Raw genomic sequence first — 25,768 nt, forward strand, 5'->3', positions numbered from 1 at the left:
GGATGTCGATGAGCGAGCGGCAGAACCAGTACGATATCGGCCTCGACAAGACCCCCGCCAACTACGTGCCGCTGAGCCCGCTGAGCTTCCTTGCGCGCAGCGCCGCCGTCTATCCCGACCAATTCAGCACCGTCTATGAGGGCCGCAGCTTCACGTGGCACCAGACCCATGAGCGCTGCAAGCGCTTTGCGTCCTGGCTTGCCGGCAAGGGCATCGGCGTCGGCGACACCGTGGCGGCGATGCTGCCGAACATTCCGGCGATGAACGAGGCGCATTTCGCGGTGCCGATGACCGGCGCCGTGCTCAACGCGCTCAACATTCGCCTCGATGCGCCCTCGATCGCGTTCCAGCTCGACCATGGCGGCGCGAAGATCATTCTGGTCGATCCGGAATTTTCAGGCGTCATCACCGACGCGCTCGCGCAGATGAAGGGGCCGAAGCCATTCGTCGTCGACGTCGACGATGCCGCGTTCAAGGGTGGCAAGCGCATCGGCGAGATCGAATATGAGGCCGCCGTCGCGCAAGGCGATCCGGCGTTCACCGCCATCCTGCCGCGCGACGAATGGGATGCCATCGCGCTGAGCTACACCTCGGGCACGACAGGAAATCCCAAGGGCGTCGTCACCCACCATCGCGGCGCCTACCTCAACGCCGTCAGCAACATCCTTGCCGGCAATCTCGGCCAGCATCCGGTCTATCTCTGGACGCTGCCGATGTTTCATTGCAACGGCTGGTGCTTCCCCTGGACCATCGCGGCCGCGGCCGGCGTCAATGTCTGCCTGCGCAAGGTCGAGCCGACGAAGATTTTCGAACTGATCAAGCAGCACGGCGTCACCCACATGTGCGGCGCGCCGATCGTCTACAACACGCTGATCAACGCGCCCGATGCACCGAAAGGCGATGCCGCCCGCCGCGTCGTCGGCTTGATCGCCGGCGCCGCGCCGCCGGTCGCGGTGCTCGAAGGCGCCGAGAACATCGGCATCAAGCTGACCCATGTCTATGGCCTGACCGAGGTCTACGGCCCCGCCTCCGTCTGCGCGGAGCAGCCCGGCTGGGACGATCTGCCTGCCGCCGAGCGCGCGCGCATGAAGCGGCGGCAGGGCGTGCCCTACCCGCTCGAGGAAGGCGTCACCGTCATCGACCCGCAAACGATGCGAGAGGTGCCGCGCGACGGCGAGACCATCGGCGAGGTCATGTTCCGCGGCAACATCGTGATGAAGGGCTATCTCAAGAACGAGGAGGCGACGAAGGAAGCGTTCGAAGGCGGCTGGTTTCACACCGGCGACCTCGGCGTGCTGGACGCGCAGGGCTACGTCACCATCAAGGACCGCTCCAAGGACATCATCATCTCCGGCGGCGAGAACATCTCGTCCGTCGAGGTCGAGGACATCCTCTACAAGCACCCGGCCGTGCTGTTCGCAGCCGTGGTCGCAAAGCCCGATCCGAAATGGGGCGAAGTTCCTTGCGCCTTCGTCGAGCTGAAGGACGGCGCCAGCGCGACCGAGGCCGACATCATCGCCTTCTGCCGCACGCATATGAGCGGCTTCAAGACGCCGAAGGCCGTCGTGTTCGGACCGATCCCGAAGACGTCCACGGGCAAGATCCAGAAATTCCTGCTGCGCAACGAGGTTGGATCGGTGAAGGCGATCTCGGCCTGACTGCCGCGGACTCAGAAACATTTGGAAACATTTAGTCGGGCCTGTGCAGCGATTGCGCGTTGTTCCGAAACCGATCGTGCAGGTTCGACGACGTTCGGACACGACAGGAAAAGATTGGAAAACATTAGAGACGCATTTACGATTCCGCCTCGTCGGATTCGCTGATTCCAGATGATTCGCCGCGCGGGCTGCGTGGCTGGCGACCGGCGCTGTTGGGGCGCTTCATGCGGTTCGTGTCTTGAGCGCAGACGTGTGCGCGCGTCTGGCGCTGCTGCTATTGACGGCCGGATTGCTGCTGCCGCGCGCGGCTGAGGCGCAAGTCATGCGCGAGTTCGGCTTCGGCGCCCCAGCGGGCATGCCGGGATATGCCGCCGCGGGACCGAATGCGCCCGGCTATGGCTTCGACAATTTTGCCAATCCCGCGTTCGGCGGCGCCGCATTCGGCGGGCCGCAGACATCGGCTTTCTCCGGCGCCTGGTTTGGCAACGGCGGCAGCGGCGGTGGCATGCAGCCGGGTTATGGCTGGAGCGGCGAACCGCAGCAGGGTTTTGCCGGCGGAGGGCGATTCGTCGGCATGCGGCTGTCCTTCAGCGGCGGCACCGATAGCGCCTCGCGGCCCGAGACGGCGCAGGCCACGTTCCTGGCGATGACGCAGTTCACGCAAGCTTTGCTCGATCCCGCCATCGACGGCCGCGGCATCGGCCCCGCGGAGCTTGACGCGGAGCTCGCGGCCTACGCCGATGTCGGCAACGACCCGACGCATGGCGGCATCGGACGCGAAGCCTATGGAGCGATCTACGGCAGACCCTCGCTCGCGTCCGCGCACTGGAACGTCTGGGCCACCGGCTTCGGCGGCTCGCAGGTGTCGACCGGCGGCAGCGGCTCCGCCAGCCGGAGTTTTGGCACGGTGGTCGGCGCGGACTACTCACTATCGCCGCAGACGCGAATGGGCTTCGCGCTCGCCGGCGGCGGCACCGGCTATGCCAACAACTTCTCCAGCGGCCGTTCCGATCTTTTCCAGGCCGGCACCTTCGTCAGGCATTCGGTCGGACCGGCCTATGTCGCAACCGCGCTCGCCTATGGCTGGCAGGCCATCACCGGCGACTATCAGGTCACGCCGGCCGGCACGAGCCAGCTCAACGTGGCGGTCAATGCCAATGCCTATTCCGGTCGCCTCGAAGGCGGCTATCGTTTTGCCATGCCCTCACTCGGCGTCATACCCTATGCGGCTGCGCAGATCACCACCTTCCGCTTGCCCTCCAATGCCGCGCAGCCAGCCTACGCCGATCCGTCTCCCTCGGCGGCCGGCAACGACAGCTTCACCGACACCCGCGCCGAGCTCGGCCTGCGCACGAGCACGTCCTTTGCGCTGCTTGGAGGTATGATGAGCCTGCGCGGACGGCTCGCGTGGGCGCACGATTTCAGCGCGGGGCAGTCGATCCCGACCGCGTTCCGGTCCCTGCCCGGCCAAGGCTTCATCGTCGGCGGCACGGCATTGGCGCCGAACGCGGCGCTGACCGGCGTTGCAATCGAGCTGCGCGACCTGAACGGCTGGTCGGCCTCGGCGAACCTCGACAGCGAAGTGTCGAGCCTGGTCCGCTCCTACACCGGCAGGGCCAGCCTGCGCTACGCGTGGTGACCCAGCCGCGATCGACGAAAGACGTCCGCCCGCACGCCGGACGGCGGCGAGCGGACGCCCTCTCCGTCCTCACATCTTCTTGTAGGCGTCAATCAGCGCCTGGCCATCGGGCCCTGCCTTCTTGAGCCAATCGGCAGTGAGCTGCTCGCCGATCTTCTGGAAGCCGGCCTTGAGTGCCGGGCTCGGCGGCTCGACCGTCATGCCCTTGGCCTTGAGCTGATCGATGTACCAGGTGCTCTTGTCCTGCCAGGCCTTCCAGCCGCGCGTCTCCGCCGTTGCCGCAGCTTTCAGGATCGCCTCCTGGGTCGGCTTGTCGAGCGCGTCGAACGCGGCCTTGTTGACGAAGGTATAGTCCTTCGGGACCCAGGCCTGTACGTCGTAGAAGTACTTGAGCGACTCCCAGGCCTTCGCGTCGTAGCCGGTGCCGCCCGACGACATGAAGGAGTTCACGACACCGGTCGCGAGCGCCTGCGGCAATTCGGCTGCCTGGATCGTGACCGACTGCGCGCCGACCAACTCGCCGATACGCGCGGTTCCGACATTATAGGCGCGCCATTTCAGGCCCTTCATATCTTCAATCGTCGCGAGCGGCTTGTTGACATAGACACCCTGCGGCGCCCACGGCACGACGAACAGCAGCTTGAGGCCCTGCGCCTCGAGCTTCTTCGTAATCGCGGGCTTGGAGGCCTGATACAGCTTCATCGCGTCCGGGAAGCTGGTTGCCAGGAACGGCACGACGTCGACACCAAAGAGCGGATCCTCGTTCTCGTGAATCGACAACAGCACCTCGCCCATCTGCGCCTGCCCGGTCACCACCGCGCGCTTGATGTCGGGCGCCTTGAACAGCGAGGCGCCGGGATGAACCGTGATCTGGAGTTTGCCGGACGTGGCGGCATCGACGTCCTTGGCGAAAGCGACCAGGTTTTCAGAGTGCGGATTGTCGGCGGGATAGGCTGCCGGCAGATTCCATTTGGTCTGGGCCAAAGCGGGCGTCGCGGCCAGCATGGCGCCGGCGATCAGGCCTGCGCGGACGAAACGAGACTTCATCGGACTTCTCCTCACAGTCAATTTGAATACAGGTACGCTCAGTCTGGGAAGGCGAGCTTGGGCAAAAACATCACGATCTGCGGATACTCCGTGATGATGAATACGGAGGCAAGCAGCAGGACGAAGAACGGAAACGCGGCCCGCGCGACCGTGAACGTGTCTCGGCCGCTCATGTTCTGGAGCACGAACAGGTTGAAGCCGACCGGCGGCGTGATCTGCGCCATCTCGACATGGATGATGAGATAGACGCCGAACCAGACCAGGTCGAGACCGGCCTGCTTGACCATCGGCAGCACGATGACGGCGGTCAGCACGATCATCGAGATGCCGTCGATCAGGCAACCCAGGATAATGTACATGATGCTCAGATACAGCGCGAGCATGCCCGGCGTGAGCTGCTGTCCCTGAACCCAGGTGGCGAGCGCGGCCGGAATGCCCGTATAGGCCATCGCGGCCGTGGTGTAGGCGGCGCCTGCGAGGATCAGCATGATCATGCAGGTCAGGCGCGTCGCGCTCATGATGCTCTCGAGGAAGTTCTTGCGCGTCAGCGTGCCGCTCCACCACGCCAGCAGCAGCGCGCCAGTGACGCCCCACGCGGCGCATTCTGTCGCGGTTGCAAAGCCCAGCACGAGCGAGAAGAAGACCGCCATGATCAACAACAGGCAAGGCGCGAGCTTGGCCGACTCGCGCAGCTTCTGCCGGAATGGCATCGGCGGATCGCGCGGTGGAACCTTTTTCGGGTTGAGCAGCGACCAGATGATGATGTAGCCGGAATAGAGCACCATCACGAGCACGCCCGGCAGGAAGCCGCCGAGGAACACCTGAAGCACGGAGACGTTCGCCGTGACCGCGTAGACCACCATCGGAATCGACGGCGGGATCAAGAGGCCGAGCGTACCGGAGCCTGCGAGCGATCCGAGGCTCAAGCCCTTGTCGTAGCCGCGCTTGTCGAGCTCGGGCAGCGCGATCTTGCCGATGGTCGCACAGGTCGCGGCTGAAGAGCCCGACACTGCCGCGAAGATGCCGCAGCCGATCACGTTCACATGCGTCAAGCGCCCGGGCAGCCACTGCACCCACGGCGACAGACCGCGGAACATCTCTTCCGACAATTTGGTTCGGAACAGGATCTCGCCCATCCAGATGAACAGCGGCAAGGCGGCCAGCGTCCAGGACGAGCTGGCGCTCCAGGTCGTGGTCGCAAGCACAGAGCCGAGCGGCAAGCTCGTGGTCAGTGCCATCGCGACGAAGCCGACGAGCCCGAGCGAGACCGCGATCCAGATGCCGCTTCCCAGCAACAGGATCATGACCCCGAGCAGGATGAAGGACAGCTCGATCATGCCGAGATTGGCCATGGTCAACCGCCCCCGCCTTGCGAGATGCGCTCGATGAATTCGTCCGGCGTCTCGTCGGGCGAGCCCTTCTCATAGCTCGGCCGGTTGCCGGCGATGACATTGACCATTTCATCAATCAGCGCGATCGACAGGATCACGAGTCCGCCGGCAAAGCCGAGCTGGGGAATCCAGAGCGGAAGCGCGACTACACCCTGCGCCACGTCGTTGAAGCGCCAGGAGTCGTAAGTCATCTGAATCGCATGCCGGGTGAAGTAGAGAATGAAGGCGGTCGCAATGCCGAGCGCCACGATCTCCGCGATCTGCTTCGTCCGCCCGTGCAGGCGCTCCAGCAGCAGGCCGACGCGGATCATCTCGCCGCGCTTGAAGGTGTGGGCGAGGCCGAGAAACGCCATCGCAGCCATGCACCAGGACGCGAAATCATCGCCGGCGGGAATGTTGATCGCAAACTGCCGCCCGACCGACATGATCATCATGATGGCGAAGATCGCAACCATGAAGACGCCGGCAGCGTAGCCCGCTCCGAGATAAAGGAGATCCAGAGCGCGCCGCACTGGTCCCTGCTTCGTTACATCGTCTCCTGCCAACGCGACCCCATCCTCGTCCGAGGCGATTCAACCGGCTCCCGTGATCACGTGTCACCAGCCCCCGTTTGCATATCGCCCTGCCCAACGCCTGTCCTTCAGACGTTAGATCAACATGACGGAGCCCGCGCTAGCAAGGGGTATGCCGCCCCGTGCCGGAATTTCCACCTCAGGTTCAGTGCGTCTCCAGCCGCATCCCGTCATAGGCCGGCACCACGCCCGCGGGCAGCGACTGTCGGATTACCTCGTAATCAACGTCGGCCGTCATGTTGGTGATGACGGCACGCTTCGGCTTGAAGCGCTCGATCCAGGACAGCGCGTCGTTGATGCTGAAATGGCTGGAATGCTGGGTGTAGCGCAGGCCGTCGACGATCCAGACATCGAGATTTTCCAGCGCGCCAAAACTCTCGCGCGGGATGTCGTTGAGGTCGGGCGTGTAGGCGGCATTGCCGATGCGATAGCCGAGCGCGGGGATCTGGCCGTGCTGAACCAGGAAGGCGGTCATCGAGACGTCCCCGCCCTTGCCGCTGATGATCCGGCTCTCGCCGGCCTCGATCGAATGCCGGTGCAGGATCGGTGGGTAGTCGCTTCCTTCCGGCGAGATGAAGCAATAGGAGAACCGCGCCATGATGTCTTTCGCGGTCGACTGGTTGAAATAGACCGGAATGCGCTTGCGCATGTGGAGCACGACCGAACGCAGATCATCCATGCCATGGGTCTGGTCGGCATGCTCATGGGTCAGAAACACCGCATCGATGTGATCGACATTGGTGTCGATCAGTTGCTCGCGGAGATCCGGCGCGGTGTCGATCACGATGCGCGTGGTGCCGTGGTGTGATGTCTGTTCGACCAGCAGCGAGCAGCGGCGGCGGCGGTTTTTTGGATTGTTGGGATCGCAGGCACCCCAGCCGAGCGCCGGGCGCGGCACGCCGGCGGAGGAGCCGCAACCCAGGATCGTCAGTGTCAGCGTCATGTGGCTCCCAACCTTAAGCTTTCACCTTGGAGAACAGCCGGAAGAAGTTGTCGGTGGTCTGGCGAGAAATCTCTTCGAGGGTCACGCCGCGGGTTTCGGCCAGCACCTTGGCGACCTCGACCACATAGGCCGGCTCGTTGCGTTTGCCTCGGAACTTGCCGGGCGCAAGATAGGGTGAATCTGTTTCAACCAGAATACGGTCGGACGGCAGTTCGGCCGCAAGCGCGCGCAGGGCTTCCGATTTCTTGAAGGTCAGGATGCCGGTGAAGCCGACATAGAGCCCGAGCGCCACCGCCTTCAGCGCCAGCTCGCGCCCGCCCGTGTAACAATGCAGCACGGCCCGAAACGATCCCTTGGCCGCCTCCTCCTCCAGGATGCGGCCGCAATCCTCGTCCGCCTCGCGGGTGTGGATCACGAGCGGCAGGCCGGTCGCGCGCGCGGCGGCGATGTGAGCGCGAAAGCCCCTCGCCTGCGCCTCCGGCGAGCCGTTGTCGTAGAAATAGTCGAGCCCGGCCTCGCCGAGCGCGACGACCTTGGGATGCTCCGTCAGCCCGATCAGCTCGTCCGGCGCGATGCCGTCTTCCTCATCCGCGTTGTGCGGATGAGTGCCGACCGAGCAATAGACGTCGTCGAACCGCTCGGCGATGGCCAGAAGCTGATTGAGCTTTCGCACCCGCGTCGAGATCGTGACCATGCGCCCGATACCGGCCGCACGCGCCCGCGACACGATCCCGTCGAGATCTTCCGCAAAGTCGGGAAAATCCAGATGGCAGTGGCTGTCGACCAGCATCGGGCCAGCACCTTACGCCGCAGGCTCGATGTAGCGCGGGAACGCCGGTGTCGGCGCCGGCAACGTCGAGCCGGGCGCGATGCGCTTGGCACCACCGAGCATCGCGAAGGTCCGCTCGCCCTCGGGAATGCCGAGGCTGTCGAGCAGCAAGCTAGATGCGGTCGGCATCGCCGGCTGGGCCAGGATCGCGATCTGACGCACGACTTCCGCGGTGACGTAAAGCACCGTCTTCTGCCGCGCAGGATCGGTCTTGGCGAGTGCCCACGGCGCCTCGCCCGCGAAATAGCGGTTGGCCTCCGCGACCACGGCCCACACGGCATTGAGCCAGTGATGGATCTGCTGCGTCGCCATCGCCTCGCGCGACCTGGCGATCATGCCGTCGGCCATCGCCAGGATCGCCTTGTCGTTGTCGCTGAACGCGCCGGGCTCCGGCAGCACGCCGCCCAGTTGCTTGGCGATCATCGACAGGGAGCGTTGCGCGAGATTGCCGAGATCGTTGGCGAGATCGGCGTTGATGCGCGCGACGATGGCTTCGTGGTTGTAGTTGCCGTCCTGTCCGAACGGCACCTCGCGCAGGAAGAAATAGCGCATCTGGTCCACGCCGTACTGGTCGGCGAGGTTGAAGGGGTCGACGACGTTACCGACCGACTTCGACATCTTCTCGCCCCTGTTGAACAGGAAGCCGTGGGCGTAGACCCGCTTCGGCAGCGGGATCCCGGCCGATAGCAGGAAAGCCGGCCAGTACACCGCATGGAAGCGGATGATGTCCTTGCCGATGATGTGCACATCGGTCGGCCAGTAGCGCCAGTTCGTGTCGCTCTCGTCGGGGAAGCCGACGCCGGTGAGGTAGTTGGTGAGCGCGTCGACCCAGACATACATCACGTGCTCTTCGTCGCCCGGCACCTTGACGCCCCAATCGAACGTCGTGCGCGAGATCGAGAGGTCGCGCAGGCCGCCCCTGACAAAGCTCACCACCTCGTTCTTGCGGGAGTCCGGACCGATGAAGTCGGGCTTCGTCTCGTACAGCTTGAGCAGCTTGTCCTGATAGGCGGACAGGCGGAAGAAATAGCTCTTCTCCTCGACCCATTCGACCGGCGTGCCCTGCGGCCCGAGCCGCACGCCGTCATCGTTCAGGCGCGTCTCATCCTCGGCGTAATAGGCCTCATCACGGACCGAGTACCAGCCGGCATAGGTGTCGGCATAGATGTCGCCGTTCGCCTCCATGCGCCGCCAGATTTCCTGGGTCGAGCGATGGTGCTGCGCCTCGGTGGTGCGGATGAAGCGGTCGAACGACACGTTCAGACGCTCGTCCATCTCCTTGAAGCGGCCGGCATTGCGGGTCGCGAGCGCAGCCGGCGTCAGACCCTCGTTCTGAGCGGTCTGGACCATCTTCAGGCCGTGCTCGTCGGTGCCGGTCAGGAAGAACACTTCCTTGCCGTCGAGCCGTGCGAAACGCGCCAGCACGTCGGTCGCGATCGCCTCATAAGCGTGACCGATATGCGGGCTGCCGTTCGGGTACGCGATCGCGGTCGTGATGTAGAAGACATTATCGCGCGCGGGGGCTGAAACGGGCGCGGCTGCCTGCGGAGCTGCGACCGGCTTCGGCGCAGGCGGCGCCTTGGGCTTCGACACCCTGGGCTTCACAGCCTTCGGCGGCGCGGCAACGGGAGCCGGTGCGGCGGTCACGGCGGGCGCTGCGGCCTTCTTGGCCACCTTCTTCGCCGGAGCCTTGGCGGGCTTCGTAGCGGCGTTTTTCTTCGAGACCTTCTTGGCGACGACCTGCTTCTTCGCAGCCTTCTTGCCGACTTTCTTGGCCGTCTTCGCAGCGCTCTTCTTCACGCCCTTCTTGACGGCCGTCTTTTTGGTCTTCGTGGCTTTCTTGACCTTCTTGGCACCTTTGCGCGCAATGGCCTTCACAGCCTTCTTCGCGGCCTTTTTAGCAGCCTTCTTCTTGTCCTTGCTGCTCTTGCCCTTGGCAGTTTTCTTAGCTCGCGTTGCCACGACGAATTCCTTTACCGGCTTCTCGAATTTGGAAACGAACCTGCGCCTAGCGCGTTGCGTCCGCCAGCCAGCCGAACACCGAGAAGACCAAGGGCTTTCGCTCCAGATTGTAGGTTTCGGTGTCGCGCGCGGCGCGGACGATCTTTTCCCATACCTCAGCTAGGCGCGCAAGGCGCGGCAGGTTCTGATTGGCATTGGCCTCGTCGGTGTGCAGGCGTTCCGCGATCCAGCGATCGATGCCGTCGACGAAGGCGGCAAGCGCGACGCGGTCGTTGGTGGGAAGCGAATCGCCGAGCGTGTGTAACTCGCGCGGGTCGACCTGTGGCAGTCGCGCCAGCATCGCCGCCGTGCGTTGCTGGAGCTTGAGTGCATCGCCGCCGAGCAACGTCAGCGCCCGCGCGACGCTGCCTTCGGACGCTTCCGCGGCCTCGCGCAACGCCGAATCATTCGGGTCGAGATCGGCGGTTGCGGCGGCTGCACCAATCACATCGTCGGTCGCGAGCGCGCGCAGGCGCAGCTTGCGGCAGCGCGACTGGATCGTGGCGAGCACGCGTGCGGGCGCGTGGCTCACCAGCAGGAACAGCGATTGCTGCGGCGGTTCCTCGAGAATCTTCAGCAGCGCGTTGGCCGCATTCGGATTGAGCTCGTCGACGGTGTCGACGATGCAGACGCGCCAGCCTTCGGCCGCAGCGGTCGAGCCGAAGAAACCGATCGTCTCGCGCGTCTCGTCCACGGTGATCACGGTGCGCATCACGCCGCGGTCGTTGGCCGTGCGTTCGAGCGTCAACAGCCCGCCATGCGAGCTCGCCGCGACCTGCCGCGCCACGGCGTCGTCAGGGTCGATCGCGAGGTCTTCGGCGCGCTGCACGAAGGGCGCCAGCGGCTGGCCGTGGGCGAGCACGAAGCGCGCCATGCGATAGGCCAGCGTCGCCTTGCCGATCCCCTGCGGCCCCCCGATCAGCCAGGCATGCGGGATACGCCCGCTGCGATAGGCCGCGAGCAGCGCCGTCTCGGCCTCGCGATGGCCGAACAGCGTCGACGTCTCGCGCGGATGCGGAATGGCGCTCTCGCGCCCGGCCTGACGCGGGCTCATGCGGACACCACCGAGGCCGGCGTCGGAAGCAGGCGATCGCGCAGCGCGGTCCAGACGCGCCCTGCGACCGTGTCGGGGTCGGAATTGGCGTCGATCAGCACGCAACGGCCGGGATCGTCCTCGGCAATCTTGCGATAGGCCTCGCGCAGGCCCTGGTGGAAGCTGAGCTGCTCGCCCTCGAAGCGGTCAGGCGTGCCGCTGCCACGGCGCACGGCAGCACGCTGCAATCCGATCTCGACCGGCAGATCGAGGATGATGGTGAGGTCCGGCTTGAGATCGCCGATCGTGACCCGCTGCATCGCGTTGATCAGCGCCACCGGCACGCGGCCGAGGCTGCCCTGATAGGCCCGCGTCGAGTCGGCGAAGCGGTCGCACAGCACCCAGGCGCCCCGATTGAGCGCGGGTTGGATCACGGTACGCACATGATCGTCGCGCGCGGCGGCGAACAGCAGCGTCTCGGCTTCGGGCCCGAGCAGCTTGCCCATCCCCGACAGCACCAGGTGGCGCATGATCTCGGCACCCGGCGAGCCGCCGGGCTCGCGCGTGACGAGGGTCCGCATCCTGGCCGCCTTGAGGCGGTCGGCGAGCTTCTTGATCTGGGTCGACTTGCCCGTCCCCTCACCGCCCTCAAAGGTGATGAAACGTCCGCGTCCGGACGGGCGCTGTACCGCGTTCTCACTCATGATCAGAGCTTCTCGGCGCCTGCTCGGAACATACCGATCACAAGCTCGCTGGCGCCGTCAATGGCGCGGCGCATGGTCGAACCGGTGCCGATCGCCTCGGCCGCATAGACCGGCGTCTCCACCGCGATGTTGCCGCTGCGCCAGACCTTGACCACGCCGACCTTCTGGCCGACCTCGATCGGCGCGCGCACCGGGCCACTATAGACGATGCGCGCGATCAGCTTGTCGCTGCCGTTCTTGTGCACCATCACCTTCACGGGCGTCTTGGCGACGAGCTTGACCGAACGGCTCTCGCCGCCGAACACCTTGGCGTAACCCACCTGCTGATCAGCTGCGATCAAGGTGCGGGTCTCGAAATTGCGAAAGCCCCATTCCAGCATCTTCTTGGCTTCCGTCGCGCGATCCTCAGGATCTTCCAGCCCGTTGACGACCACGATCAGCCGCGTGCCGTTTTGCACCGCCGAGCCGACCATGCCGTAGCCGCCCTCCTTGGTGTAGCCGGTCTTCAGCCCGTCAGCGCCTTCCATCGAATTGAGCAGCGGATTGCGGTTGGGCTGGCGGATCTTGTTCCAAGTGTACTCCTTCTCGCCGAACAGTTTGTAGAATTCGGGGAAGTCGAGAATGATGTGCCGGGCAAGGATGCCGAGCTCACGCACGGTCATCTTGTTGCCGGGATCGGGCAGGCCGTTGGAATTGCCGAAGGTCGACTTGGTCATGCCGAGCTCGCGGGCGCGCTTGGTCATGAAATCGGCAGCGAAGATCCGCTCATTGCCCGCCATGGCTTCGGCCAGCGCAATACAGGCATCGTTGCCGCTCTGGATGATCGCACCATGCAGGAGATCGTCGACCGAGACCTTGCTGTTGATGGCGGCGAACATGGTCGAGCCGCCTGAGGGCGCCCCGCCCTTGCGCCAGGCGTTCTCGCTGATCCGGTACTCGTCGGTCAGCTTCATGTCGCCCTTCTTGATGGCGTTGAAGACGACCTCCGCCGTCATCAGCTTCATCATGCTGGAGGGCGCACGCAGCTCGTCGGCGTTCTTCTCGAACAGCACGCTGCCGCTGGAGGCCTCGATCAGGATCGCGGTGGGGGCATCACCATCGAAGCCGGAATCTTCCGTCTTCTTCGCACCCTGGATGCTCTGATTGGCGGCGTAGAGCGCCCCGCCCCAGGCGATGCCCGCCACCAGAATGGTCGCAATCAGCCCGCGCACCAGCGCTCCGGCGGAGAACCGGCTGCGACGGAGCGGAAAAAGACGAAATGCCATGGCCAAGCCCTGAGAGCGGCGTTCTAACAGCAGGAACCGATGCGAACAACACGAGGCTGGCCGCCGGAACCCGAGATTGCACGATTCTCGCCGCGCCCCTATCGTGGCACCTCATATTTCTTGACCAAACCCCTGAAACAAGGCGGAAAAGCGATGTCGTCCACTCGCGTGATCAAGGCCAACGGGATCGATCTGTTCATCCGCGAAGCCGGCCAAGGTCCGCTGGTGGTGTTGTGCCATGGCTGGCCGGAACTCTCCTATTCCTGGCGTCACCAGATCCCGGCGCTCGCGGACGCCGGCTTCCACGTTGTCGCTCCCGACATGCGCGGCTACGGCCAGAGCGCGGCGCCGGCGGACGTTGCCGCCTATTCGATCTTCGACACGGTCGGCGACGTCGTTGGCCTCGTGCAGGCGCTCGGCGAGCGCAAGGCGATGGTGGTCGGCCACGACTGGGGCGCGCCGGTGGCCTGGCACGCGGCGCTGTTCCGGCCCGACATCTTCACCGCCGTGGCGGGCCTCAGCGTGCCGCCGCCATTCAGGGGGCGCGGCAAGCCGCTCGATCTGCTGCACCAGAACGGGGTCACCAATTTCTACTGGCAATACTTCCAGCCGCCCGGCGTCGCCGAGGCCGAGTTCGAGCGTGATGTCGCCCGCACCATGCGTGTCGTGCTCGGCGGGCGCGGCCTTGCGGATCCCAGCGCTGCCATGTTCGTGCAGGAGGGCCGAGGCTTCCTCGACCACGGCACTCCCGGCGAGCCGCTGCCGGACTGGCTGAGCGAGGCTGATCTCGCCTATTTCACCGAGACCTTTCGCAAGTCCGGTTTTCGTGGCGGGCTGAACTGGTATCGCAACCTGGACCGCAATTGGGAGCTGACGGCGCCCTGGCAGGATGCGCAGATCCATCAGCCCTCGCTGTTCATTGCCGGCTCGAAAGACGCCGTCATCACCGGCCTGATCGGCGCCAAGCGCGTCAACGAGCTCGAGCGCGTGCTGCCCAATCTGACGCGAAAGCTGATCATCGAGGGCGCCGGACATTGGGTTCAGCAGGAGCGGCCCGACGAGGTCAACGCTGCGCTGCTCAAGTTCCTGCGCGAGGCAGCTGCGGACTAGGCGAGGTCTTTCTCATTGCGATGTGGGAGGCCCCCGCCTGCCCGACCTCGGCAAATCCCTGCCGCAGGTAGAACCGGCGTGCCGCTCCATTGGTTGCGAGCACCATCAGCGTCAGCGCTCCGACACCTCGCTGCCCTGCGCCCGCTTCGAGAGCTTCGATGATCCTGGTCCCGATGCCGCGCCCGCACGCGGCCGGCAGCAGTGCGACATCGATGATATGCCAGCGCTCGCTTGCGCAATCGAGCAGCAGCCGGCCGATCGCAGCATCATTTCGTGTGACGATAAACGAGATCGCGCCCGGAAATTGTGCGGCGTAGCCGGCCGTCTGGCTGCGGAATTGTTGTTCGATGATCTGCTCGAGGATCGGCCCGGACAGTCCTGCGGCTATGAATTGCTCGCCCCTGACCTCGCGGAAGAGCTGCCGTGTGAACGGCTCGTCACCGGCGTTGGTCGGCCGCAGTCGCAAATCCGGATCGCTCGGGACAAGGCCGAACGGCACGCCGTCGTCGCTCATGCCCACGCGTTATGGGAAGCTCGGATATATTCCCCCAGAGGCAATGCAGTAGATCAGGGCCTGGGTCGGCTGCATATTGTCGTGAGGCAGCCCCTGCCCGGTGATCGTGACTGCGTTGACCGAAAAGGTGAGATTGCCGGGCGGATCCACGAAGCCGTTGAACGCCGGATTGAGCGCCACCATGTTCATTCCCGTCCCTGGGCCGGGCGCGGCGTTTTGCGCCGAGCTGCTGCCTAGCTGCAGCGCGTGCGTGTGCATCGCCATGTTGTCGCTGATCAGGCTGACTTGTGAGCTGCCGACGGTCTCGCCGAGGATGCGCGGCTGCAAACCCGCTCCTGTCCCCTGACTGATCGCGACCGAGCCGTTCAGATTGGGCAAGGCAAAGTTGGTCGAGCCGTTGCCGCCATAATTGGTGCCGATCAGCGAGAACAGCGTCGTAAAGGCTTGAATGGCGAGGAGCTGTCCGAAGCAAGGCAGCCAGACATTGTTGAAGCCGCCAACCGCAAAGGCAAACGGAAATACCTGAATTTCGCCGACGTATGGATCTGACATGTTGCTTTCCTCAAAACAGTGCGGGCGTGACCTAGCCCGAAGACGGAAAAATGCCGTCGATGCAGATGCAGTAATTGGCGACGACGGTCGGCATCATGTTGTTATGTCCGATGCTCCTGCCTGCCGGGACGACACAGGGAGCCATCGTCACGTAGGGAGCGGCATTCGCAATCGGGGCATAGAGATTGCCGGATGAAGACGTTGCCAGATGCACGCTCGACCCCGGCGTTGCCGTGTCGGCGGTGGCCGTCGACGACATCAGCGAATGGCTGTGCACCGGCATTTCCGCTTCAATCAGCGTATGCTCCTCCTCTCCCGCAATTTGGCCGATCGCATAGATGGGAAGGCCCGGGCCAGCACCTTGGCCGATCGGCACGCGACCACGCAAATCAGGAAGATTGAAGGTCTGCACGCCGTCGCCGCCATAGGTCGTGCCGATGACCGTATAAAGGGCCTCGTATTGCGAGATCGGCAGCGACTGTCCGGCACAGGCCAGCCAATTAATCGGAATCCGGGAAAATCCGAACAGACGTATCTCGCCGATAAACGGATCTGCCATCGCGAAACGTCCCTCTCTCTGTGCGCGCCGGCCCGGCTGTGCCGATGGACAAGACGCGCGATTGGTTCGAAGCGTTGAAGTTGGATCTGGTCCGTGGATGTGCGCTCCGGAGAGCTCCTAGTTTCGCGATGGGTAGAGGCCTTGCATCGCGATCAAATAGCTGATGACGAGATAGGGCTGCATGTTGTTGTGCGGCTGACCGCCGCCCTCGTTCACCAAATTCGTGCCTGTCGCCAACGGAGTCTCGGCATTGCCTGCGGCCAGGAAGATGTTTTTCCCGACGGGGGCCGTGCTTGTCGCGAAAATATTGTTCTCGGGCGTAGCACCGCGTCCCTCGCCGTTCGCAGCCGTCGCCTGGATCATGTGATTGTGCTGCGGCAGTTGGAGGCCGGTCATGTTGACCGAAACCGATCCACTTATCATGCCGACCGGATACGCGCCGGCGCCGCCGCTCGAACCAAGAATGGCACGGCCGCGCAGATCGGGAAGCGCAAACGTCGTCACGCCATTGCCGCCATAAGAGGTACCGATCAACGAGAACAGTGCTTGCCACTGCTGGATCGCCAGCTGCGCGCCGTTGCACAGCGCCCAGCCTCTGGGAATCATGGTGCCCGCAAAAGGCATGATTTGGCCGAGAACCGGCTGATACGGCATGACCCCTCCCCCAAAAAAAATCAGGTGACCTGTCGTGTGATGATGCGATCGACGACGGCGAGACTTAAATTAAAGAATGAATTCGCGACGGCCTACTCGTCGAGATTGTGAAACAGCCTGCGCTGACAGTCAAGCGCGATCACAACCATAAGTCGGCTCGACTATTCAAGCACGCATTTGTTGCCGCAATGCAACGGTTCGCCGAAAAGTAGTTCTCCAAGGCGGGTTTTCGAAACGTTTGAGGCCTGCGCACGCTTGCATTTGTTTGCGGCGTCCCCTCCTAAATACACGCAAGAATATACGCGAATAATTACACAATCAGGGATTTCAGGGCGGAGGCTCTTTTCTTGAGAGCTGCCGCGAGGGGGGCCGGTGAGTCACGCATTTGCTGTGGCCGTGCCAGAAGTATCCGGGGAATTGGCGGACTCGGCGCACAGCGGCCGGACCGGACAACGGCGCATATTGCGGACCCTTTGGCGAGCGGTTCAACGCATCGGCTTCGCGTCCGTCTTGATGCTCGGTGCCATCGCGGCGGCGAATGCGGCGTGCAATGTCACGACCGGCTCGGCAACCGGTGCGACCATCACGATCAACGGCACGGGCGGCGGCAACACCGTCGGTCTTTGCGTCACCGACAATTCCGTGGCGTGGGGTCTTTACGGCACGTCGAACGGCAGCAACCCCAACGTCGATGCCTTCAACAATTATCCGATGACGGCGGGAGGCCTTACCCCGACCAATCTGAGCTACACGTCGAGCAAAGGAACTTACACGCTCGTTCCCGTGCCGGATGGTGGTTTCACGTCGTTCCCCGAGTATGACATCACGCTCAACTCGCAATCCGGCGGCGGCACCGACACGATCACGATCTGGTACGCGAGCGCCTGCACGGTGGCCAACCAGTGCGGCTTCACGACTCAAACGACCAACACGTCTTTTACGATCACCATCAACCTTCCCACGCCATCGGTCACGTCCGTCTCTCCGACCTCGGGGCCGACCGCGGGCGGCAATAACGTCGTCATCAACGGCGCGAATTTTACCGGGACGACCGGCGCCGGCGGCGTCAAGTTCGGCGCCACCAATGCAACGAGCTACACGGTCAACTCCGCCACTCAGATCACCGCGACTGCACCCGCCGGCTCCGCAGGCACCGTCGATGTCACCGTCACCACCAACGGCGTGACCTCTGCAACTTCAGCGGCCGATCAGTACACCTACGCCGCCCCACCGACCGTCACTTCGATATCGCCGACAGCCGGTCCGCAGACCGGCGGCACGGCAATCATCATCACCGGCACGAATTTGTCGGGTGCGACGGCTGTCACATTCGGCGCAACGGCGGCGACGGGTTTCACCGTCAATTCAGCGAACCAAATTACCGCAACGGCGCCGGCCGGCACGGGCACCGTTGACGTCACCGTCACGACACCTGGGGGGACGACCTCGACTTCGGCCGCCGATCAATTCACCTACGTCGCCGCACCAACCGTCACCTCGATTTCACCGACCAGCGGGCCTGGAGGTGGCGGCACGATAGTCACCATCACCGGCACCAACTTCTCCGGCGCGACGGCCGTGGTTTTTGGCGCGACCGCGGCTGCTGGATATACCGTTGTTTCACCAACGACGATCACGGCGACATCTCCGGCAGGCACCGGCACGGTGGACGTCCGGGTCACGACCGTTGGCGGTACGTCGGCAACATCGGCGGCTGACCAGTTCACCTATATCCCCGCCCCAACCATCACTTCGATTTCGCCAACCGCAGGTCCCATTGCCGGCGGCACGACGGTGACGATCACCGGCACCAACTTCACGGGCGCAACAGCCGTGACGTTCGGCGCCACGTCGGCAACGGGCGTGACTGTCAACTCTGCGACGTCGATCACGGCGAACTCGCCGGCAGGCACCGGCACCGTTGATGTCAGGGTCACGACCCCGGGCGGAACGTCGGCGACGTCGGCGGCAGACCAGTTCACCTATGTCGCGCCGCCAACCGTGACCTCGATCTCGCCGACCGCGGGGCCGCAGACCGGCGGCACGACAGTCATCATCACTGGCACGAATCTGTCCGGTGCGACGGCTGTCGTCTTCGGCGCGACGTCGGCGACCGGCTTCACCGTCAATTCGGCGACCCAGATCACGGCGACGTCGCCAGCCGGGACCGGCACCGTCGATGTCAAGGTCACAACCGCAGGCGGGACCTCTGCGACGTCGGCTGCCGATCAGTTCACCTACGTTGCTGCACCGACCGTCACCTCGATCTCGCCGACCTCGGGTCCAGGTGGAGGTGGCACCACCGTCACCATCACCGGCACCAACTTCTCCGGCGCCACGGCCGTGACGTTCGGCGCGACCGCCGCAGCCGGCTTCACCGTCAATTCGGCAACACAAATCACCGCGACCTCACCGGCCGGCGTCGGCACGGTGGACGTCCGGGTCACGACCGTTGGCGGCACGTCGGCAACCTCGGCGGCGGACCAGTTCACCTACATCCCCGCGCCTACGATCACATCGATCTCACCCACCGCAGGTCCCACTGCCGGAGGCACGTCGGTGACCATCACGGGCACCAATTTCACGGGCGTCACAGCCGTGACATTCGGTGCGACGGCAGCAACCAGCTTCACCTTCAACTCCGCGACGTCAATCACCGCGACCTCGCCGGCCGGCACGGGCACCATCGACGTCAGAGTGACGACGCCCGGCGGTACGTCGGCGACGTCGGCGGCTGACCAGTTCACCAATATCGGCCCCCCGACGGTGACGTCCATCTCGCCCACGTCCGGCCCGCTGGCCGGCGGCACGACGGTGATCATCACCGGCACCAATCTATCGGGAGCAACGGCGGTCGTATTCGGCGCAACAGCGGCGACGGGCTTCACTGTCAATTCGGCAACCCAGATCACGGCGACCGCGCCGGCCGGCACCGGGACCGTGGACGTCAGGGTGACGACCACGGGCGGCACGTCGGCAAGCTCCGCCGCGGATCAATACACCTACGTCGCAGCACCGACGGTCACGTCGATCTCGCCCACGTCCGGCCCGAGCACGGGTGGCACCACGGTGACGATCACAGGCACCGGATTCCTGGGGCGACGGCGGTCACCTTCGGCGCAACTGCCGCGACCGGCTACACCGTCAATTCAGCCACCCAGATCACCGCAACGTCGCCGGCGGGGAGCGGCACCGTGGACGTCCGCGTGACCACCACGGGCGGCACGTCGGCGACTTCCGGCGCCGATCAGTTCACCTATGTCCCGGTGCCAACGGTCAGCGCGATCTCGCCGACCTTCGGTCCGGCCACCGGCGGCACCATAGTGACGATCACGGGCACCAATTTCACTGGGGCGACGGCGGTCACGTTCGGTGCCGCGCCTGCGACCGGCTACACCGTCAATTCAGCCACCCAGATCACGGCGACATCACCGGCCGGGACGGGTGTCGTGGACGTCAGGGTGACCACCACGGGCGGCACGTCCGCGACCTCGGCGGCCGACCAGTTCACCTATTTCGGCACACCGACGGTGACGTCGATTTCGCCGACGGCCGGCCCGCTCGCCGGCGGAACGTCGGTGACGATCAGCGGCACCAATTTCACCGGCACGACAGCCGTGAAGTTCGGTGCGACCAACGCAACCGGCTTCACGGTCAACTCGGCGACCTCGATCACGGCGACGTCCCCTGCCGGAACGGGCACGGTTGACGTCACAGTCACGACGCCGGGCGGAACGACGGCCACCTCCGCTGCCGATCAATTCAGCTACGCCGCAGCGCCGGCGGTGACGTCGGTCGCGCCCAACGCCGGGCCGGCGACGGGCGGCACCTCGGTCACGATCACCGGCTCTGCGTTCACGGGTGCGACCGCGGTGAAATTCGGCGCAACCAATGCGGCGAGCTTCACGGTCAATTCGGCAACCTCGATCACGGCAACCTCGCCCGCGGGCACCGGCACGGTCGACGTGACCGTGACGACACCGGGCGGAACGTCCGCCCCATCGGCGTCCGATCAATTCAGCTTCACGCCCGCGCCGTCCGTCACCTCGATCTCGCCGACGTCCGGCCCCGCGCTTGGCGGCACCTCGGTGGCGATTACGGGTACAGGCTTCACGGGGACAACGGCCGTGAAGTTCGGCGCCAACAATGCAACCAGCTTCACGGTGAACTCGGCGACGTCGATCACGGCGACCTCGCCGGCCGGCGTCGGCACCGTCGACGTCACGGTGACGACGGTCGGCGGGACATCGCCGACCTCGGCCGCAGACCGGTTCAACTATCTCTCCGCCACGACGGCGACGGGGCTCACCTCGTCGCAAAATCCGAGCAGCTACGGCCAGTCCGTGACCTTTACCGCGACCGTGAGCAGCTCGGGCGGCACGCCGACGGGAACGGTGACCTTCAATGACGGCGGCGCGCCGATCGGCACCTCCGCACTATCGGCCGGCGTCGCCACCTTCGCGACGACGACGCTCGCCGTCGGCAATCACACCATCACCGCGACCTACAACGGCAGCCCCGCCTTCAACGCCTCGACCTCTCCGGCCCTGAACCAGTCTGTCGACATTCCCGCCGACAGCGCCAAGCTGCGCGCGCTCCAGCTCAACGTCACCAAGATCGTGGCGCAGAGCTCGGGACAGGCGATCACCGGTGCGATCGACACCGCGATCTCCGAAGGGTTCAGCGACGGTGGACAGTACATCACGCCGGGCGCCGGCGGCCTGCGCGTCAACTTCGCCGCCGCGCCCGACGGCGACGAGGACGACAAACCTCAGTCGGCGTCGCGAAGCGCCGATGCCTATGCCGGCACGGGAAGCTCCGGCCGCACCGGCCGAGCCGCGCGGGGCTCCTCGCGGATCGATGATGCCTTCGCCGCGATCGACCGGGCGGCACCGACCAAGGCGCCGATAGCGCGCTTCAAGCAGCAGAAGGACTGGCTGTTCTGGATCGACGTACGCGGCACCGGCATCGACCGCTGGGGCTCGTCCGGCAATATCGGTCAGGGCGCAACCCAGGCCACGCTCTACGGCCAGCAGATCAATCTCCTGTCGGGCCTGACCTACCGTGCGGCGCCGAACCTGCTGGTCGGTGTGACCGGCGGCTACGAGAATTTCAGCTACACCCAGACCGACATCAACGGAAAGCTGAAGGGCGACGGCTGGACCGTCGGCGCCTACCTCGGCTGGAAGATCATCCCGACGCTGCGCTACGACGCGGCGGTGACCTATTCCGGAATCGGCTATGACGGCACCGCCGGCACGGCCCAGGGCAATTTCAACGGCAATCGCTGGATGTTCGCGACCGGCTTCACCGGCAGCTACAATTGGGCCAATTTCAACATCGAGCCGTCGGCCAAGGTCTACGCGCTGTGGGAGCGTGAGAACGCCTATACGGATTCGCTCGGCACCCTCCAGGCCGCCCGCACCTTCTCGAGCGGCCGCGCCTCTGCGGGCAACAGGGTCTCCTATCCCGTGCCGTGGCTCGATAGCATGCTGCTGATGCCCTATGCCGGCGTCTATGCCGACTACTACTTCACCCAGGACGACGCGGCCGCGATCGTCGCCGCGGGCGGGGTGCCGCTGGCCTCGACCCCACTGCTCCAGGGCTGGTCGGCACGCGTCACCGGCGGCATCGGTGCAAGGCTTGCGAGCGGCGCCACAGTCGGCTTCGGCGCCGAGCTCGGCGGCATCGGCGGCAACACGCAGATCTGGACCTTCAGCGGACGCGCGCGCATTCCGTTCTGATATCCGCAACGCAGCGTCGCTGCGCCGCTCGGGGGATTTGCCTGCTTAGTAGAGGCCGCGACCGCTGAGGATGCTGCGGGCTTCTGCGGCACCGTCAGCCGATGACGGTGCGTTCTCGGCGGCGTAGCGGCCGTCCGCATCATAGGACACGGCGCGGGCGTTCTGGAGCGCCCGGCCCCGGCTGCGGCTCGAGGCTGACATTTCAGAGGTCGCATTGAGCGAGGCCATGTCGGCGGAGGTGGTGCCGAGATTGTAGGGCCGCCCTTCCGGCATCGGAACCTCACCGCGAATGGCGCCGCGGTTCGAGGACGGCAATTCCGGCACAAAGGGCCTGGCCGAAGCGACCCGGACCATCGAGGGCGACGGCGCCGGAATCCCGGTCCGCAAAGTCGCCATCAACTGCCGGTCGTCCGAGCCTTCGAGCGGCGCCCGGCCGACATATTCGACCCGGACCTTGGCGACGCCATTGCCTTTGAATTCAAGGAGTTCGGCGGCTTTGTTCGAGACGTCGATGAGCCGGTTGCCGTGATAGGGCCCGCGGTCGTTGACGCGCACGATCAGCGACTTGCCGTTCGAGACGTTGGTGACCCGCGCATAGGACGGCATCGGCAGGGTCGGATGCGCCGCCGTCAGCGAGGTCATGTCGAACACTTCGCCATTGGCGGTCAGGCGGCCATGGAAATCGTCGCCGTACCAGGACGCCATACCCTCGGCGCGGTAGTTGACGTCCTCCTCCGGCACGTAGGTCCGGCCCGCCACCACATAGGGCTTACCAACGCGGTACGTGCCGCCGCCCTTCGGGACCGGATCCCCGAGCGCCACGACCCGGGGGCTCGAGGACACGCCGTACTTGGGATCGACCCGGCTGGCGAACTTGCTGGACGAGGCGCAATTGGCGAGCGCAAGGCAGGTCGCCACCGCCGCAACACCGCGTGCGGCCCGCAAAACCGAATCTGACCGTCGGATCCCCATGCGCCCCAAATACCACTTCGCCGGAGGCGTACCCAACCCGCTTTGGCTGCGGGTGAGCGCTGTCCGGCCCTTCTCAATCCGAGGCGGCCCACCACCGCGTCGGATGCAGTAACGATAACGCAACCCGAACACGGCGGAAATGGGGAGCCCACAGCGATCACGCCGGGATGGTAAACGGGAGGTTCGTGTCCCTCCGTTGATCTACGGAACGCGGGCCCCCGTGCTCTGTACCACTCCCGGACATTCTGTTGCGCCAAATCCTCACTCCACCCCCATTGTCGCAGGCTTCACTGGAATTCTTTTGACTGTGCAAGGCCGCCCGCGTTTTCTCGGCTGGCAGGGGCGGATTGGAATTTGAGATGATCGAGACGGTTTCGGCACTGATGGGTCTGGTAAGCGCAGGGATCTTCCTGGCCCATGCGTTTGAAGGTTACCGTACGAGGGCCTGAGGGCATTCGCGCGGACGGCAAGCATCACCTCTTTCAAGGCAGCGTTCGGACCATTTTGATCGATCCGACCGAGCATCGAAGACGAGAGCGGCAGGTGTCTCATGCGCAACCATGACCTCGTATCCGATAGCTTCCTGGCATTGACCGCCGGCGGCTTGGTTCTGCTCTGCTCGAGCCTTGTCGCACTGGCTTTCGGCTGAGCACGACCACCACTTTCCTCTTTTCTAACTACAACTACACCGCGATGCAGCATGCGATCCGTTTTGGATTGCCCTGCTCCCATTTAGTTGATTGAATTTCCAAGTACGGCGCCTCGACTCATTTCAAGAGGCCATCACCAACGAAGGTGACGCAAATGCTTGCTGAGAAATTCTTTCTCGTTCTGGAATCGCTGATCCGCGGCGACCGCACTTATCCCGACGGAAGCCCCCGCATCATCAGCACCTCCGCGCACATACCAGTGAAGCTGCCAGGCCAGAAATAGCCGGCGCGTCCTGAACCTCGAATCGCGCTGCTCAGCGCAGGCCCAGTAGCGAGCGGCGATAGAAGCTGTCGCGGGCCTCGCTCAGGCAGACGAAGCTGCCGTCGAAGCCCTGGCCGTACCGCTTCTGGCCCTTGCGGTAGTAGACGCCTTTCCTGAAATCGAGCCAGACCACGTGGTCGTGCGGGCAATGACGCTGCGCCTGCGCCTCGTAGCGAAACGGGGTCAGCGGCGTTGCCGAAACCTCCGCGCCGCCGGCACAAACCATGACCGCGGCCGCGAGCACGACCAGGCCGGGCCAATCGCCGAAGCCGCTCCAAGACACTTCCCGCCTCCCGATCCAGGCCGCCGCAGGACGACCTTTCGGTACGCTAGCATGAGAGGCACGATCCACCGAAGGTAACAAGCGCGCCTCGCGTCTTCCGACGGCCATCTTGCCGGGCTACATGAACGCAAGATCGTCTTGCCAGCGAGGATATTGCCTGAATGTCGGTTGAGCCAGCACCCGGGACCGAACCCCGCCCGCCCTTGCCGCGGCTGGGCCTGCTGCCGATGATCATCTTCGGCTCTCGCTGGCTGCAACTGCCGCTCTATCTCGGGCTGATCGTGGCGCAATGCGTCTACATCGCGCTGTTCCTCAAGGAACTCTGGCATCTCTCCTGGCATGCGCTCGACCTCACCGAGCAGCAGATCATGATGAGCGTCCTCGCGCTGATCGACGTCGTGATGATCTCCAATCTGCTCGTGATGGTCATCGTCGGCGGCTACGAGACGTTCGTCTCGCGGCTCGACCTCCAGGGCCATCCGGACGAGCCGGAATGGCTCGGTCATGTCAATGCGAGCGTCCTGAAGATCAAGCTCGCCATGGCCATCATCGGCATCTCCTCGATCGCGCTGCTGCGCACCTTCATCGAGGCCGGCAATCTCGGCTCAGATCGTGCCGGCTTCACCGAGACTGGCGTGATGTGGCAGGTGCTGATCCACATCACCTTCATTCTCTCGGCGATCGGCATTGCCTATGTCGACAAGCTCAGCGATTCAGGCATGCGCAAGCATGCCGAGTGAGCCGCAACGCCGGTCTTATTCTTTGTCTGCTTCGAGTTGCGCGAGCGCCTGATGCAGGCATTCCTGAAGCTTGGCTGCGACCTGCTCGCGCGCCACGCCCTTGGCGGCGAGATCGCCCGACACCTTGCTCACGATGTCGTCGATGGTCCGGCTCTCCAGACTGTCCGTGACCAGCGCCGTCGCATAGCTGGCCGCGGCATCACCGCTGAGTCCAAGCTGGCCTGCGGCCCATAGCCCGAGCAGCCTGTTGGACCGGGCCGCGGCCTTGAACATCAGCTCCTCGTCGTGGACGAATTTGGCTTCAAAGCCCTGCTCGCGCTTGTCGAACGTGGTCATGGTCAGCTCCATTGCGCTTACGCTGATGGGGGTGGCGGACTTGGCTGGGAGCGAACGTCTCCGTGGTTCTCGTCAGTTTAGGATCATTTGAAGCTTCCTCCCGGAAGGCAAACGCCGTCAAGCCTGCCGGCGCCGGAGGCCGGGCGGATGCGCGGCAGGCATCAGCCCCGCGCCAGCCAATCCGGCTAGGGAGAGATGTTTACCATCCGTTAAGCAGACTCAGCGCCGCATGGCGTGGGGGACATCGAGA

Annotated in this window: 20 protein-coding genes and 1 pseudogene; 5 read left to right on the top strand and 16 right to left on the bottom strand. The window is 64.6% G+C overall.

The window, feature by feature from the left end:
• Positions 1–8 precede the first annotated feature (8 nt).
• Both I3J27_RS19050 and I3J27_RS19055 read left to right on the top strand, forming a co-directional pair.
• Positions 9–1,658 carry an acyl-CoA synthetase gene (locus I3J27_RS19050; RefSeq protein ID WP_270172399.1) on the top strand — a complete coding sequence of 550 codons (1,650 nt, stop codon included), beginning with the start codon at positions 9–11 and terminating at the stop codon, positions 1,656–1,658.
• 238 nt (positions 1,659–1,896) lie between these two features.
• Positions 1,897–3,297: an autotransporter outer membrane beta-barrel domain-containing protein gene (locus I3J27_RS19055; RefSeq protein ID WP_270172401.1), complete on the top strand. Its 1,401-nt coding sequence runs from the start codon at positions 1,897–1,899 to the stop codon at positions 3,295–3,297.
• 69 nt (positions 3,298–3,366) lie between these two features.
• On the opposite strand, the gene I3J27_RS19060 is transcribed toward I3J27_RS19055, so the two are convergent.
• The 9 genes from I3J27_RS19060 to I3J27_RS19100 all read right to left on the bottom strand — a co-directional run bounded on the left by I3J27_RS19060 (position 3,367) and on the right by I3J27_RS19100 (position 13,082).
• Positions 3,367–4,344, bottom strand: a complete 978-nt coding sequence (locus tag I3J27_RS19060; protein WP_270172403.1) for a TRAP transporter substrate-binding protein — start codon at positions 4,342–4,344, stop codon at positions 3,367–3,369.
• 38 nt (positions 4,345–4,382) lie between these two features.
• The gene (locus tag I3J27_RS19065) at positions 4,383–5,696 is read right to left on the bottom strand and encodes a TRAP transporter large permease (protein WP_270172404.1); all 1,314 of its coding nucleotides are present in this window, start codon (positions 5,694–5,696) and stop codon (positions 4,383–4,385) included.
• Between the two features lie 2 nt (positions 5,697–5,698).
• On the bottom strand, positions 5,699–6,247 hold the full coding sequence (locus tag I3J27_RS19070; RefSeq protein ID WP_270172407.1) for a TRAP transporter small permease: 549 nt from the start codon (positions 6,245–6,247) through the stop codon (positions 5,699–5,701).
• A 205-nt stretch (positions 6,248–6,452) separates the two neighbouring features.
• Positions 6,453–7,250 (bottom strand): MBL fold metallo-hydrolase, encoded by a 798-nt coding sequence (locus I3J27_RS19075; protein WP_270172409.1) that lies wholly within the window; start codon positions 7,248–7,250, stop codon positions 6,453–6,455.
• 13 nt (positions 7,251–7,263) lie between these two features.
• Positions 7,264–8,040, bottom strand: coding sequence for a TatD family hydrolase (locus I3J27_RS19080; RefSeq protein ID WP_270172411.1), 777 nt, complete (start codon positions 8,038–8,040; stop codon positions 7,264–7,266).
• A gap of 12 nt (positions 8,041–8,052) precedes the next feature.
• Positions 8,053–10,041, bottom strand: coding sequence for a methionine--tRNA ligase (gene metG, locus I3J27_RS19085; protein ID WP_270172414.1), 1,989 nt, complete (start codon positions 10,039–10,041; stop codon positions 8,053–8,055).
• A gap of 46 nt (positions 10,042–10,087) precedes the next feature.
• Complete coding sequence (locus tag I3J27_RS19090; RefSeq protein WP_270172416.1) at positions 10,088–11,134, bottom strand: DNA polymerase III subunit delta'; 1,047 nt, start codon at positions 11,132–11,134, stop codon at positions 10,088–10,090.
• On the bottom strand, positions 11,131–11,817 hold the full coding sequence (tmk, locus tag I3J27_RS19095; protein WP_270172418.1) for a dTMP kinase: 687 nt from the start codon (positions 11,815–11,817) through the stop codon (positions 11,131–11,133). The genes I3J27_RS19090 and tmk overlap by 4 nt, the downstream gene beginning before the upstream one ends.
• Positions 11,818–11,819: 2 nt before the next feature.
• Positions 11,820–13,082, bottom strand: coding sequence for a D-alanyl-D-alanine carboxypeptidase family protein (locus tag I3J27_RS19100; RefSeq protein WP_270172421.1), 1,263 nt, complete (start codon positions 13,080–13,082; stop codon positions 11,820–11,822).
• Between the two features lie 153 nt (positions 13,083–13,235).
• Between I3J27_RS19100 and I3J27_RS19105 the strand changes: the two genes are divergently transcribed.
• On the top strand, positions 13,236–14,192 hold the full coding sequence (locus I3J27_RS19105) for an alpha/beta fold hydrolase (RefSeq protein WP_270172423.1): 957 nt from the start codon (positions 13,236–13,238) through the stop codon (positions 14,190–14,192).
• Here the strand turns inward: I3J27_RS19105 and I3J27_RS19110 are convergent.
• From I3J27_RS19110 to I3J27_RS19125, 4 genes are all read right to left on the bottom strand, one after another.
• Positions 14,161–14,706, bottom strand: coding sequence for a GNAT family N-acetyltransferase (locus I3J27_RS19110; protein ID WP_270172425.1), 546 nt, complete (start codon positions 14,704–14,706; stop codon positions 14,161–14,163). The genes I3J27_RS19105 and I3J27_RS19110 overlap by 32 nt on opposite strands.
• Positions 14,707–14,715: 9 nt before the next feature.
• Positions 14,716–15,258: a phage tail protein gene (locus I3J27_RS19115; protein WP_270172427.1), complete on the bottom strand. Its 543-nt coding sequence runs from the start codon at positions 15,256–15,258 to the stop codon at positions 14,716–14,718.
• 31 nt (positions 15,259–15,289) lie between these two features.
• Positions 15,290–15,817, bottom strand: a complete 528-nt coding sequence (locus I3J27_RS19120) for a phage tail protein (RefSeq protein ID WP_270172429.1) — start codon at positions 15,815–15,817, stop codon at positions 15,290–15,292.
• A gap of 117 nt (positions 15,818–15,934) precedes the next feature.
• Positions 15,935–16,471: a phage tail protein gene (locus I3J27_RS19125; protein ID WP_270172431.1), complete on the bottom strand. Its 537-nt coding sequence runs from the start codon at positions 16,469–16,471 to the stop codon at positions 15,935–15,937.
• 513 nt (positions 16,472–16,984) lie between these two features.
• Here I3J27_RS19125 and I3J27_RS39315 point away from each other — a divergent pair.
• Positions 16,985–22,215 (top strand): annotated as a pseudogene (locus I3J27_RS39315) (beta strand repeat-containing protein).
• Positions 22,216–22,260: 45 nt separating this feature from the next.
• On the opposite strand, the gene I3J27_RS19140 reads toward I3J27_RS39315, so the two are convergent.
• Both I3J27_RS19140 and I3J27_RS19145 read right to left on the bottom strand, forming a co-directional pair.
• Positions 22,261–23,187, bottom strand: coding sequence for a septal ring lytic transglycosylase RlpA family protein (locus I3J27_RS19140; protein ID WP_270172437.1), 927 nt, complete (start codon positions 23,185–23,187; stop codon positions 22,261–22,263).
• A 964-nt stretch (positions 23,188–24,151) separates the two neighbouring features.
• Entirely contained in the window at positions 24,152–24,442 is a 291-nt protein-coding gene (locus I3J27_RS19145) for a hypothetical protein (protein ID WP_270172439.1), read from the bottom strand.
• Between the two features lie 161 nt (positions 24,443–24,603).
• Between I3J27_RS19145 and I3J27_RS19150 the strand changes: the two genes are divergently transcribed.
• A complete protein-coding gene (locus I3J27_RS19150) occupies positions 24,604–25,182 on the top strand; it encodes a TIGR00645 family protein (RefSeq protein WP_270172441.1) in 579 nt (192 codons plus the stop codon).
• Between the two features lie 15 nt (positions 25,183–25,197).
• Here I3J27_RS19150 and I3J27_RS19155 read toward each other — a convergent pair whose 3' ends face one another.
• Positions 25,198–25,518, bottom strand: coding sequence for a DUF1476 domain-containing protein (locus I3J27_RS19155; RefSeq protein WP_270172443.1), 321 nt, complete (start codon positions 25,516–25,518; stop codon positions 25,198–25,200).
• Between the last annotated feature and the right edge of the window lie 250 nt (positions 25,519–25,768).

Origin of the sequence: Bradyrhizobium xenonodulans (genome assembly GCF_027594865.1) — a bacterium.
Lineage (GTDB): Bacteria > Pseudomonadota > Alphaproteobacteria > Rhizobiales > Xanthobacteraceae > Bradyrhizobium > Bradyrhizobium xenonodulans.